The sequence below is a fragment of the Cobetia sp. D5 genome (assembly GCF_035666195.1).
Lineage (GTDB): Bacteria > Pseudomonadota > Gammaproteobacteria > Pseudomonadales > Halomonadaceae > Cobetia > Cobetia amphilecti.
The window spans coordinates 1,923,144-1,939,623 of the sequence record NZ_CP142020.1 but is presented as its reverse complement, the minus strand read 5'-3'; the positions used below and the strand labels follow the sequence as shown (position 1 = coordinate 1,939,623).

Sequence of the window (16,480 nt, the reverse complement as noted above, 5' to 3'; positions counted from 1 at the left end):
CGCCCACTAGCCATGCGCTAATGGGCGATTTTTTTTGGTTGTCGCAAAGACGCTCATGGCTTCCGCCGAGTCCTGACCGCCAGCACTCGCTGGGCGTTCAGTTTATCGAGCGTCTCAATACTAAGCGTCTCAATCGTGCTGTGCGGCATCGCCGCGCCAGATCAACTGACCGCATTCGCGCAGATCATAGCCGCCGAGGGATTGCGCCAGCTGGATGCCATTCGGCGTCGCCAGATAGTCCAGTAACCCCTGGAAGAGATCGCGGAAATAAACATTGCGCGGCACCACCAGATCGAAGGCCTCTTCACAGACCGGCACGAAGCCGAGGCCGAACTCATTGGCGGCCGACAGCGTGCCGGGGCCGACATCCACCTCACCCCGCGCCACCATCGAGGCCACTTCACGCTCGGAATAGGCGATCGCCAGGGTGTTGAGCTGCTCGGCACGCATCTGATGGCCGGACAGCCACTCCTGCAGGAAGCGCTGCGAACCGGCCCCCTCCTGTCGCACCGCCCAACGCCGCTGCGAACCGAACAGGCCGCTGGGATCGATGGACAGATGGCGATCATCATTGCGGATAATCAACCCTTGGGTACGGCGCGCAAGCCGCACCATCACCCACTGACGATAGCCATCGTGGCCGCGAATCAGCGCCGGATGCCGCAGCGCCGCCTCCTCCGCACGCCCCCAGTGAATGGCGCAGACATCAGCCCGCCCCTGGCTGAGCAGATCAAGCCCCAGACGCGTACCGGTCACACTCATGCCATAGAAGGCGCTACCAGCATGCTGCTGATTGAGGCGCATGGAGAGTGCGGCCAGCAGCGGGTCATCACTGCCGGTGATCATCAGGCGATCCGCCAGCACACCATGATGGCTGGACTCGAGAATCCATTGTTCCACCAGGCGCCGCGGAAAGAGCCACTTGCCGGTCACCTTGGTCGCCGGCATGGTGCCGTCACTGGCCAGCTGATAGATCTTCTTCTCGTTTAGGTGCAGCAGGCGCGCGACTTCCTGCACCGTCAGAAAGGGGTTGTCGCGGGGGACCGTAGCCTGCCGGCCGGTGGCCGTGCTCAGGGCCTCGCAAGAAGGCTCACTGACTGAGCTACCCGAAGGTGCGCCTAGTTCAGAGGAAAAGCCCTGTGAGGGTACGACGCCCAGCGGCGAAGAAAGAGGACTCATCACTGCGCCCCCTTGTCATGTCCGGCTGCGCCGTCTGCTGAAGATGGCTTGCCTGACGCGTCATGGCGCGATGATTCGAGAGCGTCACCTGCACGCAGCGGCGGGATAGCGTCCAGCACCAGCCGCCCGGCAGGGTCCACCGCCTGGAAGTGGCGGCCCTTGGCGCGCGCGATCAACAACACGCCAAAGCGTTCCGCCAGCTCCACTCCCTTCTGCGTGACGCCGGAGCGTGAGACCAGCACTGAAATCCCCGCCTGAGCCACCTTCAGTACCATCTCGGAAGTCAGACGACCGGTGGTATAGAAGATGTTGGCCCCCTGATAATCACTGGCATCATCACTCAGGGGCGCCAACCAGCTCAGCCCCGCCAGCGTATCGACGGCGTTGTGGCGGCCGACATCCTCGATGAACGCCAGCACTTCATCATCCCGACACAGGGCGCAACCGTGCACCGCGCCGGCCTTGCGATAGGTCGCGTTGTGCGCCGCCAGCGCCTCAAGCAGGCGATACAATAAGGCCTGACTGAAGGGGCCTGCGTCCAGCGCGGCCAGCGATTGGCGCTCCAGCAGATTGCCGAACACCGTGCCCTGCCCACAGCCGGTGGTCACAGTGCGCTTGCCGAGGCGCTGCTCGATATCCTCGGGCAGATGACGCGTCACCACCGAGGCGCTCTCGACTTCCCAGTCCACCTGCAGCGCCTCGAGGTCCCCAAGCTCACCCAGTAGGCCCTGGTTGCGCAGATAACCGGCCACCAGCGCCTCAGGTTCGGCGCCCAGAGTCATCAAGGTGACGATCTCGCGCCGATTGAGATAGATGGTCAGCGAGCGCTCGGCGGCAATGGACTGCTGATGGCGTTCACCGCGCTCATCCATGACTTCGATGTCCAGCGTGGTGGGTAGTGTGGCGCGACTGATCGCTGGCCGTGCAGAGGGCATCATGAACTCGGGTCTCCCTGATCGAGCCGGTTGGAATGGCAATTCTTGCGCTGAATCGCCGTAGAGTACCAGTCTGATGGCCAAGCTGTCCCCGCACTGACTGACGGTAACCCTGATATCGCGTGCGCCGGCATGTATCTTGCACACTAGCACCATCGCAGCATTCTTTTCAGACCCGCTTGCGGGTACAGCAGTGAACAAGGAAGCCATGTCTGAATCCATCCCTCCCCGCAGTGACGACACCCGCTGGTTGAGCGTCACCCTGGCGCCCACAACGCAGAAGTTGGGGCGCTTCAGCATCGACACCTGGCGCATTGCCGACCTCTCGCCCTCTGCAACGCCAGAGACGGAATCGCACGTAGCGGAGCCTGCCACCGCTGATGAAGTAGCGCATCGCCGCATCCTGCCGCTGCAGCTTCACCTGACTGAGCGCACCGATTACCGCTACAACCTGCGCTGCGAGCAGCCGCGTCTGTTCGTCCAATGCGATGAGCGCGAAGCCGACGGCATGCAGCCCCGCGTGGTGACGGCCTGTCAGGAGGTAGCATCGCATTGGATGGATGGCGACCAGCTGGTGCTGGACGTGCCGATGCCCCCGGCCTTGATGGTGTGGCTGGAAGCCTACCTCGCGCGTCACGGCGAACGACTCGATGAAGGCAAGAAGAAGAAACGCAAGGGCGCCGGTCGCGCCAGTCAGGCAGAGCAGCACGCCGCTACGCCCGACAAGACTCATCAGCCCGGTGATGGTACGGAAAGCACGTCATGAGCCAGCACGACGATAACGCAAGCCGGGCCAATGAAGGCCTGTTCTCGCGCTGGTCACGCCGCAAGCAAGGCGACAACCGCCGTGAAGACCAACCGTCACAGGTGGACAGCGCCGAGGTGACCAAGGGCGACAGCCTCCCATCCTCACAGGCGGGAGTCGTCTCTGACAACAGCGTTGACACCCCTGCAGCGCGCGTCTCGCAGCACGAAGTCCTGGGCGGCGACAGCCCCTCCTCGACAGCAGAGCAGGCAGCCACCGAGAGCGATCAGCAGGCGGCAGACGCTGACAACGCTGAAGTGCCAGTCATCGAGCTGCCAGACCCCGACACCCTGACCCCAGACGCCGACATCAGCGCCTTCATGCAGAGCGGCGTGGACCCGGCGCTACGCCAGCGTGCGCTGCGACGCATCTTCATGGGGGGCGAGCACTCGGTGCGCGATGGGCTGGATGACTACGACCAGGACTTCTCCCAGATGCGCCCGCTCGCCGAAGGTATCGCCGACACGCTGCGCAGCTGGACCCGCAAGGTCGAAGAAGGCCTGGAAAAGCTCGATGAGGCAAGCGAGACACCCCAGGCGGATACGGCGCAGGAGACAGACGACCAGATCGCTGAGCAGGCGCCTGACGGTGAGGCGCCAGTGGGCGAGTCACACGCGACGCCCAGCGACGAGATACTTGAGTCGCCTGACCCGCAAGCGATACCAGCAGAAGACTCGCGCGAGCCAGCTCCCGCGTCAGATGATGTCGGCGGCGTCCGCCACAAGCCGTGAGCCGGGGCTAGCCCCACAAACGGCTCCAGTGCCAGGGCTGAGCGCGTCAGGGCTCAGGACACCAGGGCGTCAGGATGACGCGCCGCACAATCAACATGCGTCATTATGACCCACCAGCAAGCCGAATACGTCTGACCGAGGTCATCCTGATGCCTCATGAGTCACCCTGACGCGCCTCATCAAGGCGCACTGACTGCAACGCACATGCAAGATTCAGCATGACATGCCAACCCTTGAAGATGATGACTGGCGTCAACCGCCTGCGCTGATGAGTGCCTGCGCGACCTGACCGCGCCTCTCTTCTCGCCGGGCGTGAAAACGGCAATGTCATCAACAGCATGCAAAGATGGTTGGCCTGTCATGAACCCCCACTGAACGACTGTCGATCGCCGACCCGGCTCTGACCGCGAGAGACCGCGAGAATCAGCGACGACCGGGACCTGCATCATCCGCCTGCCACCTGACGGCAGCTTGCATGCAAGGTCCGCCACGACCGAATAAGGATGAGGATGCTCAGCTCAAGCCTCGAGAGCGCTCAGCGCGCCCTCAATCAACAAGCACGCCAACGCGCCCTGTCATCCGCCATGGGTGGCTCGCCTGCCTCAAGTCTGCCGCTGTTGGCGACGGATGCCGGTAGCGCGCCCATCCGCTATCACAGTCAGGGACGCACCGTGATCATCGGCAGCGAAGCGCGAGTGCGAGCACTGGCAAGCCTGCTGACCCGCCTGCCGGCCACCGCTCAGCTGCCGGTGGCACTCTTGATCAGTGAGCAGGACAACAGTGCGTTGGTGACGATGGATGAACAGCATCTCGCCGCCAGTGAGTCGCTGCCTGCGCACAGTGCTCCGCGTGACATGCTCGCGTTGAGCGGTTACCTCGGCCAGTTCAGCCTTGCCAGTGATGGCGTCAATCTGGCCGCCGCGCTGGTGCCGGCAGGTGCTGGCAGCGCGACCCATTTCGACCTGATCGCCGACCTGTCCAGCCAGCCGCTCAACCAGGCGGAACTGCCACCGCCCGGCTATCTGCAACCCGGTGCGGACGTCATCGCCGAGCTGGATCAGCTGGTCGCCGATGCTGAGGCCTCTCAGGAATCACTGTCACAGCTGACCGCCTGGGCGATGCAGTTCGCGGGCCTGATCGGCAACTTCGACAAACCGAATTACGTGACCGTCAATCTCGATACCTGCGCGCACTCCAGTGCCGGCAATATCGGCTGCACGCGTTGCCTGTCGTCGTGCAGCGCCGATGCCATCTTCTCGGTGGCTGGTCGTCGCAATGCGCATATCGAGATCGACCCTTACCTGTGCCACGGCGCGGCCAGCTGCGTCAGCGCCTGCCCGACCGGCGCGCTGAGCTTCACCCAGCCCCCGGCCGAGCAGCGCATGGAGCAGATCCAGCGCCTGCTGGAGCGCTATCAGGATGGCGGTGGCCTCTACCCGCTGCTGCGCTATCGCCTGGAGCAATCCCCTGCCTCACAGACTGCCCTGGCGAGTGTCGACCAGGAGCGCTGCCTCGATATCACCCTCGAGGAAATCTCCGCCACCGGGCACGACGAGTGGCTGGCCGCTCTCGCACTCGGCGCGACACAGGTCATCGTCGAACTGCCCCACGACCTGCCCGCAGGCCAACACCAGCAGCTCGATAGCGAACGTCGCCTGGCACTGACCCTGCTCGACAGCATGGGACTTGCCAATGCGGCCACTGGCGAGCCGCGCATTCGCTTCGTCTCTTTGCCATCCGCCCTGCCACAAATGGATAGCAACGAGGCTGACCCCCTGCCCCTGATCACGCCGCTCTGTGTCGCTCTGGCACCGGGTGCGGACAGCGAAGAAGAGCAGCAGCCCAGCCAGCCAATCGCCCGTGACTGGCTGCTGGGTCAGCCGCAGGCACGCCCCGGCAAGCGCGAACGCCTCAATCGGGTGCTCGATCACCTGGCCACCCTGTCGGTCGCGGACCTGGCGCAGGACAGCGTCGCCGTGCCGACAGGCGCGCCCTTCGGCGTGGTGAACGTCGACAGCGACAACTGCACGCTGTGTCAGGGATGCGTCGCCGTCTGCCCGACCAGCGCCCTCTCGGCCAATCGCACCTCGCCTGCACTATCCTTCACTCAAGGTGACTGCGTGCAGTGTGGCCTGTGCGAGCAGGCATGCCCGGAGCAGGTCATCACCCTGACACCAGGCTTTGCTCCGCAGCCCGACGTGCGCCGCGAACCGCAGCTGATCAAGCAGGATGTGCCCTTCCCCTGCATCAGCTGTGGCACGCCGTTCGGCTCCACCGCCACCATCACGGCGATGCAGACCAAACTGGCCTCGCATGCCTACTTCCAAGGCGATGGCGCACTGCGCCTGAAGATGTGCAGCGACTGCCGCGTCAAGGACATCTGGCACGAAATGGCACGTAATCCCGATGCCCAACTCAAGGTTTGAGCCAATGACATCATCCACGTCGACTCCCGACGACTTTGCAGCAGGTGGGACGGACGATCGTGCACCTTACACCACTGCGGCCGACTCTCTGATAAGCCATAGTGAAGAACAGCAGGCATTGCGCGCCGACCTCTACCGGCTGCTGGCGCGGCTGTTGCGCGCGGCGCCGGATGCGGAGCTGATCGACTTTCTGGCCGAACTCGACCATGACGCCATCAGCCTGCCCGGGGCCGCCGAGCAGCAACTGCCGCGCGCGCTGGCGTCGCTGTCGTTGGCCGCCCGCGTCAGCGACTCGCGCCGTCTAGAAGACGACTTCTTCCAGAGCCTGGTAGGCGTGGTGCAGGGCGAGGTAGTGCCCTACGCCAGCTGGTACCTCACCGGTTCGCTGATGGAAATGCCGCTGGTCGCCCTTCGCCAAGACCTGAAACGTCTCGGCTTCGAACGCCAGAGCGACGTGCATGAGCCCGAGGATCATCTCGGCGCACTGTGCGAAGTGATGGCCATGCTGATCGATGAGGTGCCCGGCGAGCAGGTCAATTTCTTCCGCCGCCATGTGGCCAGTTGGGGCGAGCGCTGCTGCGCCGACCTCGCGGGTCGCGAGAGCCCCTTCTATGCCGCCGTCGGCTATCTGGGGCAGGCCTTCCTGCGGGCAGAGCGCCTGAACCTTGGTGATTCGATTCCGCTGCATGCGGCTACCGAAAACAACTCTGGCGAGCAGGTGACGGCCGAGGCCGTCCAGCTCGTCACGCCAGCCAGTGTGGCGCCCGACGCAAGACACTGATGTCAGGCATGACGTGAAGCAACATTCGAGACTGCAACGCTATCCATCTCGCATCACCCAGCAGCATTCCCGACAGGAGATCAGCATGAAGACTGATGACGCAAAAGACAGCCATAACCAGGCGCGCCAGGGGCGCCGCAAATTCCTGCGCGTATTGGGCGCCAGCACCGTAGGGGTTGCCGCAGCAGGGTCATTGGCCGGCGCCGTGATTCCGGATCAGGCCGCGCCAGAGGCCCCCGACAAGGACAAGGGCACTGACAATTATCGCGAGAGTGATCACGTCAAGGCCTTCTACGCCACGCTGCGTGACTGAATGCAAGACAGACAGTGCCCCGAGCCAGCGCCATGCGCGCGGCCAGCGGCCTGAACAACGGGCAGCGCGGAGAGGTTTCCGCCCGCCATCGACAGTGACAAGTCGGCACGGATCAGGACTGCCCCTGATCTGAAAGACCGCCGCTCCCGACATTGCCCCCTGACCCGCTCACGCGGCCCGGGCAATGATTCGGGTGACGAGGAGAGATGATGTCATGCGACTGACCCCCACCCCCTCTGCCAAAGAGACCTCAGGACTCGGTATCAACCGCCGCCAGTTCCTGAAACGCAGCGGTATCGCCACCGGCGGCCTTGCCGCCGCGAGCTTCATGGCCGCCCCGATGATGAAACGCGCCGAAGCCAAGACCGAAGTGTCTGACGCGCCGGTAGAGACGAAGCGCACCATCTGCTCGCACTGCTCCGTGGGCTGCGGCGTCTACGCCGAGGTCCAGGAAGGTGTCTGGACCAAGCAGGAACCCGCCTTCGATCACCCCTTCAACCGTGGCGCGCACTGCGCCAAGGGTGCATCGCTGCGTGAGCATGGTCATTCTGACCGTCGCCTCAAGTACCCGATGAAGCTCGAAGGTGGCAAGTGGAAGAAGCTCTCTTGGGAGCAGGCCATTGAGGAAGTCGGCAACAAGGTGCTCGAGCTCACCAAGGAGCACGGCCCCGATAGCATCTACTGGCTGGGCTCGGCCAAGTTCAGCAATGAACAGGCCTACCTGATGCGCAAGTTCGCGGCCCTGTTCGGCACCAACAACGTCGATCACCAGGCGCGTATCTGTCACTCCACCACGGTGGCCGGTGTCGCGAACACCTGGGGCTACGGGGCGATGACCAACTCCTTCAACGACATGCACAACTGTCGTTCGATCCTGTTCATCGGTTCCAATCCGTCCGAAGCGCATCCGGTGGCCATGCAGCACATCCTGCTGGCCAAGGAGCGCTCCAACGCCGAGATCATCGTCGTCGATCCGCGCTTCACGCGGACCGCCGCCAAGGCCAACAAGTACGTGCGCCTGCGTCCGGGCTCCGATGTCGCCTATATCTGGGGCCTGCTGTGGCACATCTTCGAGAATGGCTGGGAAGATGAGGCCTACATCCAGCAGCGTGTCTACGGCATGGATGAAGTGCGTGCCGAAGTCGCCAAGTTCCCGCCGGCGGAAGTCGAGCGCATCACCGGTGTAGCCGAGGCCGACATGCTCGACGTCGCACGCCGCCTGTCCCAGAACCGTCCGGGCAGCGTCGTGTGGTGCATGGGCGGTACCCAGCACACCACCGGCAACAACAACACGCGCGCCTACTGCATTCTGGAACTGGCGCTGGGCAACATCGGCAAGTCCGGTGGCGGCGCCAACATCTTCCGTGGCCACGACAACGTCCAGGGCGCCACGGATCTGGGCCTGATGTCCCACTCCCTGCCGGGCTACTACGGCCTCTCAGAAGGCGCATGGAAGCACTGGTCCAAGGTCTGGAACGTCGACTTCGAGTGGATCCAGAACCGCTACGACCAGACCGAATATCACGACGGCAAGCCGATGCACACCAACGGCATCACCGTCTCGCGCTGGGTCGATGGCGTGCTCGAGAACCCGGACCGCATCTCCCAGCGCACCGCGCTCAAGGCGATGTTCTACTGGGGCCATGCCGTCAACTCCCAGACCCGCGGGCCGGAGATGAAGAAAGCGATGGCCAAGCTGGACATGATGGTGGTGGTCGACCCCTACCCGACCATCGCCGCCGTCATGCACGACCGTACCGACGGCGTCTACCTGCTGCCGGCCGCGACCCAGTTCGAGACCACCGGCAGCGTGACCAACTCCAGCCGCTCCCTGCAGTGGCGCGATCAGGTCATCGAGCCGATGTTCGAGTCCAAGCCTGATCACGAGATCATGTACCTGCTGTCTCGCAAGCTGGGCTTCGCCGACGAGCTGTTCCGCAACATCAAGGTCGAGGGCAGCGTGCCCGTCGTCGAGGACATCACGCGCGAGTTCAATGCCGGCATGTGGACGGTGGGTTACACCGCCCAGAGCCCTGAGCGCCTGAAGGCACACCAGCAGAACTGGCACACCTTCGACTTCGAGACGCTCAAGGCCCGTGGCGGCCCGGCCAACGGCGACTTCTACGGTCTGCCGTGGCCGTGCTGGGGCACGCCGGAGATGGGTCACCCGGGCTCGCCCATCCTGTATGACACCTCCAAGACGGTGGCCGAGGGTGGCGGCAACTTCCGCGCGCGTTATGGCGTTGAGCACAACGGCACCAACATCCTCGCGGAAGGCTCCTGGTCCAAGGGCGCCGAAATCGAAGATGGCTATCCGGAATTCACCGACAAGCTGCTCAAGCAGCTGGGCTGGTGGGATGACCTGACGGCCGAGGAAAAGCAGGCGGCGGAAGGCAAGAACTGGAAGACCGATCTCTCCGGCGGCATCCAGCGCGTGTGCATCAAGCATGGCTGCATGCCGTATGGCAACGCCAAGGCGCGTGCCCTAGTGTGGACCTTCCCGGACCCGATCCCCAAGCACCGCGAGCCGCTGTATACCGCGCGTCGCGATCTGGTGAAGGACTACCCGACCTGGCCGGATTCCGAGTCCATCTATCGCCTGCCGACGCTCTACGCCTCCATCCAGGAGAAGGACGTCAGCGCCAAGTACCCGATCACCCTGACCTCGGGCCGCCTGGTGGAATATGAAGGGGGTGGCGAAGAGACACGTTCCATTCCGTGGCTGGCCGAGCTGCAGCAGGAGATGTTCGTCGAGATCAATCCGGCACTGGCCAATGATCAGGGCATCAAGGACGGCGACATGGTGTGGGTCGAGGGCGCCGAGGGCGGCCGCGTCAAGGTGATGGCGATGGTCACCGAGCGTGTCGGTCCGGATGTCGTCTTCATGCCCTTCCACTTCGGCGGGCATTACGAAGGCGAATCCCTCGAGTCCCGCTATCCGGAAGGCACCGTACCCTATGTGCTCGGTGAATCGGCCAATACCGCGACCACCTACGGCTACGACCCCGTGACCCTGATGCAGGAAACCAAGGTCACCTTGTGCCGCGTCAGCCTCGCCTGACTCGAGTGATGGCCGCGTCCCGATGACGCGGCCCGGACGCTGCGCAAGACACGATCGGACGTATCCGTTACCAGAATCATCCGGCCTGTTGACCGAGGAACCCGGCGACAGGCCGTGAAGGAGAAGCACCATGGCCCAGATGAAATTTTTGTGTGATGCAGAGCGCTGCATCGAGTGCAATGGCTGCGTGACAGCCTGCAAGAACGCCAACGAGACCGAGTGGGGCGTTCAGCGCCGCCGCGTGGTGACCCTGGATGACGGCAAACCGAGCGAAGTCTCCATCTCGGTGGCGTGCATGCATTGTGATGACGCGCCATGCATGGCGGTCTGCCCCACCGACTGCTTCTACAAGACCGATGACGGCATCGTCCTGCACGACAAGGACATCTGCATCGGCTGCGGCTACTGCCTGTACGCCTGCCCGTTCGGCGCTCCGCAGTTCCCGCAGCAAGGCGCATTCGGCGAGCGCGGCAAGATGGACAAGTGTACCTTCTGTGCAGGCGGCCCGGCCGAGAGCCCGGAAGAAGAGTTCGAGAAGTACGGCGCCAACCGCATCAGCGAAGGCAAGCTGCCGCTGTGCGCCGAGATGTGCTCCACCAAGGCCCTGCTGGCCGGCGATGCCGAGACCGTCTCCGACATCTTCCGTCAGCGTGTGGTCTACCGTGGCCATGAAGACGGTGCCTGGTCGCCGGTCGACAAGGCCAGTCATCCGGAGACGTCTGCCAACCTGACCACCAGCAGCGTTCAGCAGGCGGACCACCTGGCCTACGACGCAGCCCGCAAGGGGTAAGGAGGCGACATGCGCGCGCACTTTACAGCTTCACGGTTGACCGTGGTCGCCATGTTCCTGTGCCTGATGCTGGCCAGTCTCTGGCTGGCTCCTCAGGCACTGGCCGCGAACCCTGACGGCGAGATCGGTCAGGCGGTCGGCACGGTGGACGCCGATACCTGGCGGCAGGTCAAGAATGGGGGCAACTCCATCGACAGCCGTCATGACTCCAACTACAGCCTGATCAACCAAAGCGGCGAGACCTGGCGTCAGATCCGCAATCGCTGGATCTCACCGGGTGGCCTGATCGCACTGGGTGGCATGCTGGCCGTGCTGGTGATCTTCTACCTGTTGGTGGGACGCAACAATCTGGACCACCCGCGCAGCGGCAAGCTGATGCTGCGCTGGACAGCGCTGGAGCGTGCCATGCACTGGACGCTGGCGACGCTGTTCCTGACGCTGGCCATCACCGGCATCAATCTGCTGTGGGGCAAGTTCGTGTTCCGCAATGTGTTCGGGGACGTGTTCTGGGCCAACATGATCATGGCAACCAAGGTGATCCACAACTATGTGGGGCCCCTGTTCTCGATCATGCTGATCTTGGTGCTGGCCAAGTGGCTGAAGCTCAATCTTCCCAGAAAACATGACCTTGACTGGTTCCGTCAGGGTGGCGGCATGATGAAGGGCAAGCATCCGGACGCCGGCTTCGCCAATGGCGGGGAAAAGGCCTGGTACTGGATTCTGGCGACGGTCGGCCTAGTAGTGATTGCCAGCGGGCTGGTGCTCGACTTCCCGATCTTCGGCCAGACGCGTGACAACATGCAGTGGGCCAATGTCTTCCACGGCATCGCCTCGCTGATGCTGATCGCGGTGTCCTTCGGCCACATCTATATCGGCACAGCCGGTACCGAGGGCGCCTTCGAGGGCATGAAGACCGGTTATGTCGATGAGACCTGGGCCAAGCAGCACCACAATCTGTGGTACGACGAGGTCAAGCAGGCCGAAGCGGCAGACCCGGCCGCAGACCCCGCCACGGCGCCTGACGATAGCCTGGCACGTCAGCAACGTCCGAATTAGCGCGGCGTCAGACATCCGCTGGATGAGTGAAGATACGCCCGGTCAGGTTCGCCTGCCGGGCGTTTTCGCTTGCCAGCGCCTGCTCTCTCGCTTGCGCGCGCACACTCTTTCGCGACTCTGCCCCCCACTAGCGCTCCACCGGCCAACCCGCCTGCCAGTCCGTCTGCCAAATCACAGACCAAACCACAGGCGTGCAGCGCTGGTTCACAGCCCTGCATTAGTTGCGTAAAGTTTCAGATATCCCGCCTGGACCCACCAGGCACCCCGACAGCATGAAGGCTGGCGCCAGGCTGCGCCTTCTCAGGAGAATTCGATGAGCGACCCGACCCCTCAAGCCGTACAAGACCTGAGCCAACTGGACGAACAGACTCGCACCGAGCTGGAAGCGGCCGCGTTCCGTCGTCTGCTCAAGCATCTGGATGACAACAAGGATGTCCAGAACATCGATCTGATGATCCTCGCCGACTTTTGCCGCAACTGCCTCTCCAAGTGGCTGATGGCCGCTGGCGAGGAGCGTGGCGTGAGTTTCGATTACGACGCGGCGCGCGAGCATGTCTACGGCATGCCCTATTCCGAGTGGAAGACACATCACCAGGCGAAGGCGACCCCTGAGCAGCTGGCAGCGCTCGAGGCACGTCAACAAGGCAAGAAGGACTGATCATGAGCGGCAATGACGAACAGATCGGCCTCACCATCGCGGTATTGACCGTCTCGGATACACGTACCGCAGAGAATGACCGCTCCGGTGACGCTCTGGTCGACAACCTGACGGCGGCTGGCCATACCCTGCATGAAAAGCGCATCGTGCCCGATGACGTCTACCAGCTGCGCGCCGTGGTCAGCGAGTGGATCGCGGACCCGGCCGTGCAGGTCATCCTGACGACGGGGGGGACAGGCTTCACTGGGCGTGATTCCACGCCGGAAGCCATTCGCGTGCTGCTCGACAAGGAAATCCAGGGCTTCGGCGAACTCTTCCGTCAGCTTTCACACCAGGAAGTCGGCAGCTCGACAATCCAGAGCCGCTGTCTGGGCGGGCTGGCCAACCGTACCGTGGTGTTCTGTCTGCCCGGCTCCACCGGCGCCTGCAAGACGGCCTGGAACGGCATCCTCAGGGAGCAGCTCGACAGCCGTCATCGCCCCTGCAACTTCGCCAACCTGGTGATTCCGGAGCGCGGAACCCATGCCCACTGACGCCAGTAAAGACCCGCATTCTCGCCCGTCGCCTTCCGCGGCGGCAGAGTGTGGCTGCGACGCCGTACCTGTCGGCGCCAAGGGGCTGGCGCCCCTGGCCAGTGCACTCGCAGCGCTACGTGACAGCTGCCCGCTGATGCCTGCCGAGCGCGTGGCAGTCAGTGACGCTGCCGGGCGCGTGCTCGCCGAGGACGTGCATGCCGAGCTGGACGTGCCGCCTGCCGACAACTCCCAGATGGATGGCTACTGCGCCCGCGTTGCAGACATTGGTGACGGTGCCTGGCTGCCGATCAGTCAGCGTATCGCGGCAGGTCAGCCTGCCACGCCGCTGGCCGTGGCGAGTTGCGCGCGCCTGTTCACCGGAGCGGAAATCCCCGACGGTGCCGACGTGGTGGTCATGCAGGAAGAGGTGACACTGCGTGAAGGCGAAGATGGCACCACCCTGGCCTGGCTGCCCGGACCTCGCACCCACGGCGACAACATTCGGGTTCAAGGCCGGGATGTCAGCAAGGGCAATCGATTGCTCGCCGCGGGCACGCGACTGGACGCTGCCGCGCTGGGTCTTCTGTGTGGCCAGGGGGCAAGTCACGTAATGGTGCGCCGCAAGGTACGGGTGGCCTTGTTCGCGACCGGTGATGAACTGATCGAACCCGGCCAGCCGCTCAAGCCCGGCCAGATCTACAACTCCAATCGCGTGATGCTCAGCCAGATGCTCAGCGACTTCGGGGCTGAGATGGTGCTGGCGCCACTCAATGTGGCCGATACCTTCGAGGCCACCCGTGACGCCCTCGCTTCGGCGGCGCAACAGGCTGATCTGATCGTCACCTGCGGTGGAGTCAGCGTCGGCGAGGAAGACCACGTCCGCCCCGCCATCGAGGCGCTCGGCAGCCTGGATCTATGGCGTCTGGCCATCAAACCGGGCAAACCACTGGCGCTGGGGCGCATCAACAGCCCCCGGGGTGACGTGGTGCGTGTCGTGGGCCTGCCGGGCAATCCGGTCTCAAGCTGGGTCGGAGGCTGGCTGTTCCTTCGTCCGTTACTGGGCGAGATGACCGACTGCACTGCATTGCGCGAGCTGAAACGTCTCACGGTACGCGCGGCCTTCTCAGCCCGCACCGCCATCCGTCAGGACCATCTGCGCGTCACCTTGGCGCCCGGCAGTGATGGACAGCTTGAGGCACATGCCTTCCCGGACCAGAACTCGGCGGTACTCTCCTCCTGCGCCGGTGCTCAGGCACTGGCCGTGATTCCGCCCCACGCACAGCTCAACCACGGCGACAGCGTGGAATGCCTGTGGCTCGAGCGCTGACACCGCTCTCCCCTCCCTGTTTTCACAACTGTCTTTACAAATGTCGTGAGTACTACCGCGACAACTGACGCTGGAATGCGACACCCTAGTGACACTCCAGCGTCATCTTGACCTCGCCCCTGAGTCCGGCACACTGATTGCCTTCATTCATCTGAGTTCTGACTGCCTAGGGCGGCTCAGGACACTGATCGGTTACGGACTCTTGAGCAAGGACACCTCAATGCCAGCCTCTTCCTCGTCGCCCCGCGCGCTGTTACGCCCACTTGCCATGGCTGTGCTGCTTGCCACCACGTCGCCACCCTTGCCAGCGCTAGCCGATGACAATGCCACAGCGCCCGCACCGGGCACGTCAGTCACCGAATGGAGCTATGCGAGTGAATCGGCGGACGGCACTAACGCCGGTCCCAATGGCCCTGAGCATTGGGGAGAGCTCACCCCGGGCTATGCCGAGTGCTCGGCCGGCAGCCAGCAGTCGCCGATCGACATCGACAGCCAGTCACGCACGCTGAATGAAGCGGGCCCGAAACTCGACTACCACTCGCCGCTGCTCGTCACGCGCGATACGGGCCACACCCTGCAGATCGAAGGGGCCAGCGGCAATACCATGACGCTGGATGGCACCCAGTACACCCTGTCGCAGGTGCACCTGCATGTGCCGTCAGAGCACGCCATCGACGGCAAGCGTGCCGCCATGGAAATCCATCTGGTGCACAGCACGCCGGAAGGCAAGCTGGCCGTGCTGGCCGTAATGGTCCAGGAAGGGCATGACAACCTAGCTCTCAGCCGCCTGTTGAGCCGCCTGCCCCAGCGCGGTCTCTCCGAGACCCTGACAAGTGGCCTGTCTGCCAATCTGCTGCTGCCACGCGAGCATGCCGGCTGGCAGTACTCCGGCTCGCTTACCACTCCCCCATGCTCTGAGCCCGTCACCTGGTTTGTCATGCAGACGCCGATCGAAGCCTCCCAAGCACAGATCGACGCCTACCATGAATGGCAAGGCGGAGAGAATGCCCGCCCCCTTCAGCGCTGATTGATACAGGCGCGCCACGGACGACAAAGGCGCCACCCTCGCGGGTGGCGCCTTTTTTGGGTCTAAAGGTAACGAATAGAAGTTCAACAAACGCTTTTAAAACGACATGGTCGTTCATACTTCGTGTAACAGCCTCATTAGATACTAAGCCTGACAACTGTGAATAATTGTCGACACCCTAAATTTTTTTCCAAAAAACCCTACAATTTGATCTGGAGTATCCTTACAAGCGTACATGTTGGAGTTCAACATAGCATTAGACTCATAACACCACAGGACAATTCTAAAGACGTGGGAAAATCTCCTACAACTAAAGACATAGGATCGCAGAAAAACATGAATAACGGTAAATAAACGAACAAGAGTTTTTTCATGTACTAGAAAATTGATCACCAACATAATTTGTCCTAAATATCAGATAATTAATACGACAGTCTGTCTTGCCCCTGATCAAAGAGGTAGTCCATATGCCTGTCAATGCCAAAGCCTCTACTCATGGTCAACTCGCCAACCAGGACACCATTCTCCGACAGGTAGATAGAGTACAGCTCAATCATGTATCCGATGTGAGTCTGGACATCTCTCCACGAGATGTTGACTCGATACTTCGCGAGGGCAATGACCTGCTGGTCACTCTAGAAAATGGGGAAACCATCGTATTTGAGAACTTCTATTACGACCCCAACGACCTGAGCCACCTCTACCTGCAGGGCGACGAATTCGCGGGTGATATCTTTCAGGTCGGCCTAGGCGAGGCCGGTGCGGGCGGCGCAGTACCCTTTACTCCCACTGCTGCATTGACGACTGCAGAGACGGCGCTCACTACCGCAGCAGCAAGTGCAGGCACTGCGGGTGCAGGTGCCGCAACGGGAGCGG

14 protein-coding genes and 1 pseudogene are annotated in these 16,480 nt (G+C 62.9%); 13 read left to right on the top strand and 2 right to left on the bottom strand.

The window, feature by feature from the left end:
* Positions 1 to 129 precede the first annotated feature (129 nt).
* Both U0O11_RS08110 and U0O11_RS08105 read right to left on the bottom strand, forming a co-directional pair.
* Positions 130 to 1,179 carry a helix-turn-helix transcriptional regulator gene (locus U0O11_RS08110; RefSeq protein WP_324692414.1) on the bottom strand — a complete coding sequence of 350 codons (1,050 nt, stop codon included), beginning with the start codon at positions 1,177 to 1,179 and terminating at the stop codon, positions 130 to 132.
* Positions 1,179 to 2,114 carry a formate dehydrogenase accessory sulfurtransferase FdhD gene (locus U0O11_RS08105; protein WP_324692501.1) on the bottom strand — a complete coding sequence of 312 codons (936 nt, stop codon included), beginning with the start codon at positions 2,112 to 2,114 and terminating at the stop codon, positions 1,179 to 1,181. The genes U0O11_RS08110 and U0O11_RS08105 overlap by 1 nt, the downstream gene beginning before the upstream one ends.
* A 208-nt stretch (positions 2,115 to 2,322) precedes the next feature.
* Between U0O11_RS08105 and U0O11_RS08100 the strand changes: the two genes are divergently transcribed.
* The 13 genes and pseudogenes from U0O11_RS08100 to U0O11_RS17635 all read left to right on the top strand — a co-directional run.
* Complete coding sequence (locus tag U0O11_RS08100) at positions 2,323 to 2,880, top strand: DUF3305 domain-containing protein (protein WP_131432010.1); 558 nt, start codon at positions 2,323 to 2,325, stop codon at positions 2,878 to 2,880.
* A complete protein-coding gene (locus tag U0O11_RS08095; protein ID WP_324692413.1) occupies positions 2,877 to 3,650 on the top strand; it encodes a DUF3306 domain-containing protein in 774 nt (257 codons plus the stop codon). The genes U0O11_RS08100 and U0O11_RS08095 overlap by 4 nt, the downstream gene beginning before the upstream one ends.
* 509 nt (positions 3,651 to 4,159) lie before the next feature.
* Positions 4,160 to 6,076, top strand: coding sequence for a 4Fe-4S dicluster domain-containing protein (locus tag U0O11_RS08090; RefSeq protein WP_324692412.1), 1,917 nt, complete (start codon positions 4,160 to 4,162; stop codon positions 6,074 to 6,076).
* 4 nt (positions 6,077 to 6,080) lie between these two features.
* Positions 6,081 to 6,857, top strand: coding sequence for a TorD/DmsD family molecular chaperone (locus tag U0O11_RS08085; protein ID WP_324692411.1), 777 nt, complete (start codon positions 6,081 to 6,083; stop codon positions 6,855 to 6,857).
* 85 nt (positions 6,858 to 6,942) lie between these two features.
* The gene (locus U0O11_RS08080) at positions 6,943 to 7,170 is read left to right on the top strand and encodes a hypothetical protein (RefSeq protein ID WP_043333547.1); all 228 of its coding nucleotides are present in this window, start codon (positions 6,943 to 6,945) and stop codon (positions 7,168 to 7,170) included.
* A gap of 214 nt (positions 7,171 to 7,384) precedes the next feature.
* On the top strand, positions 7,385 to 10,231 hold the full coding sequence (locus U0O11_RS08075) for a formate dehydrogenase subunit alpha (RefSeq protein ID WP_324692410.1): 2,847 nt from the start codon (positions 7,385 to 7,387) through the stop codon (positions 10,229 to 10,231).
* 130 nt (positions 10,232 to 10,361) lie between these two features.
* Positions 10,362 to 11,021 carry a formate dehydrogenase FDH3 subunit beta gene (gene fdh3B / locus U0O11_RS08070; protein ID WP_043333544.1) on the top strand — a complete coding sequence of 220 codons (660 nt, stop codon included), beginning with the start codon at positions 10,362 to 10,364 and terminating at the stop codon, positions 11,019 to 11,021.
* Between the two features lie 9 nt (positions 11,022 to 11,030).
* Positions 11,031 to 12,077, top strand: a complete 1,047-nt coding sequence (locus U0O11_RS08065; RefSeq protein WP_442872641.1) for a formate dehydrogenase subunit gamma — start codon at positions 11,031 to 11,033, stop codon at positions 12,075 to 12,077.
* Positions 12,078 to 12,390: 313 nt separating this feature from the next.
* Positions 12,391 to 12,735, top strand: coding sequence for a DUF1244 domain-containing protein (locus U0O11_RS08060; protein WP_054556717.1), 345 nt, complete (start codon positions 12,391 to 12,393; stop codon positions 12,733 to 12,735).
* 2 nt (positions 12,736 to 12,737) lie between these two features.
* A complete protein-coding gene (gene moaB, locus U0O11_RS08055) occupies positions 12,738 to 13,268 on the top strand; it encodes a molybdenum cofactor biosynthesis protein B (RefSeq protein WP_107334844.1) in 531 nt (176 codons plus the stop codon).
* Positions 13,258 to 14,577 carry a molybdopterin molybdotransferase MoeA gene (locus tag U0O11_RS08050; protein WP_324692409.1) on the top strand — a complete coding sequence of 440 codons (1,320 nt, stop codon included), beginning with the start codon at positions 13,258 to 13,260 and terminating at the stop codon, positions 14,575 to 14,577. Before moaB ends, U0O11_RS08050 begins: the two co-directional genes overlap by 11 nt.
* A 220-nt stretch (positions 14,578 to 14,797) precedes the next feature.
* Entirely contained in the window at positions 14,798 to 15,604 is an 807-nt protein-coding gene (locus U0O11_RS08045; protein WP_324692408.1) for a carbonic anhydrase, read from the top strand.
* Positions 15,605 to 16,071: 467 nt separating this feature from the next.
* Positions 16,072 to 16,311: pseudogene (locus U0O11_RS17635) on the top strand (BapA prefix-like domain-containing protein); the annotation flags it as partial.
* Positions 16,312 to 16,480 lie beyond the last annotated feature (169 nt).

Bases quoted from the DNA above. Each gene is read 5' to 3' on its own strand.
- U0O11_RS08090 (WP_324692412.1), top strand. From the start codon at position 4,160: ATGCTCAGCTCAAGCCTCGAGAGCGCTCAGCGCGCCCTCAATCAACAA.
- U0O11_RS08075 (WP_324692410.1), top strand. From the start codon at position 7,385: ATGCGACTGACCCCCACCCCCTCTGCCAAAGAGACCTCAGGACTCGGT.
- fdh3B (WP_043333544.1), top strand. From the start codon at position 10,362: ATGGCCCAGATGAAATTTTTGTGTGATGCAGAGCGCTGCATCGAGTGC.
- U0O11_RS08110 (WP_324692414.1), bottom strand. From the start codon at position 1,179: ATGAGTCCTCTTTCTTCGCCGCTGGGCGTCGTACCCTCACAGGGCTTT.
- U0O11_RS08045 (WP_324692408.1), top strand. From the start codon at position 14,798: ATGCCAGCCTCTTCCTCGTCGCCCCGCGCGCTGTTACGCCCACTTGCC.
- U0O11_RS08100 (WP_131432010.1), top strand. From the start codon at position 2,323: ATGTCTGAATCCATCCCTCCCCGCAGTGACGACACCCGCTGGTTGAGC.
- U0O11_RS08080 (WP_043333547.1), top strand. From the start codon at position 6,943: ATGAAGACTGATGACGCAAAAGACAGCCATAACCAGGCGCGCCAGGGG.
- U0O11_RS08050 (WP_324692409.1), top strand. From the start codon at position 13,258: ATGCCCACTGACGCCAGTAAAGACCCGCATTCTCGCCCGTCGCCTTCC.
- U0O11_RS08085 (WP_324692411.1), top strand. From the start codon at position 6,081: ATGACATCATCCACGTCGACTCCCGACGACTTTGCAGCAGGTGGGACG.
- U0O11_RS08065 (WP_442872641.1), top strand. From the start codon at position 11,031: ATGCGCGCGCACTTTACAGCTTCACGGTTGACCGTGGTCGCCATGTTC.
- moaB (WP_107334844.1), top strand. From the start codon at position 12,738: ATGAGCGGCAATGACGAACAGATCGGCCTCACCATCGCGGTATTGACC.
- U0O11_RS08105 (WP_324692501.1), bottom strand. From the start codon at position 2,114: ATGCCCTCTGCACGGCCAGCGATCAGTCGCGCCACACTACCCACCACG.
- U0O11_RS08060 (WP_054556717.1), top strand. From the start codon at position 12,391: ATGAGCGACCCGACCCCTCAAGCCGTACAAGACCTGAGCCAACTGGAC.
- U0O11_RS08095 (WP_324692413.1), top strand. From the start codon at position 2,877: ATGAGCCAGCACGACGATAACGCAAGCCGGGCCAATGAAGGCCTGTTC.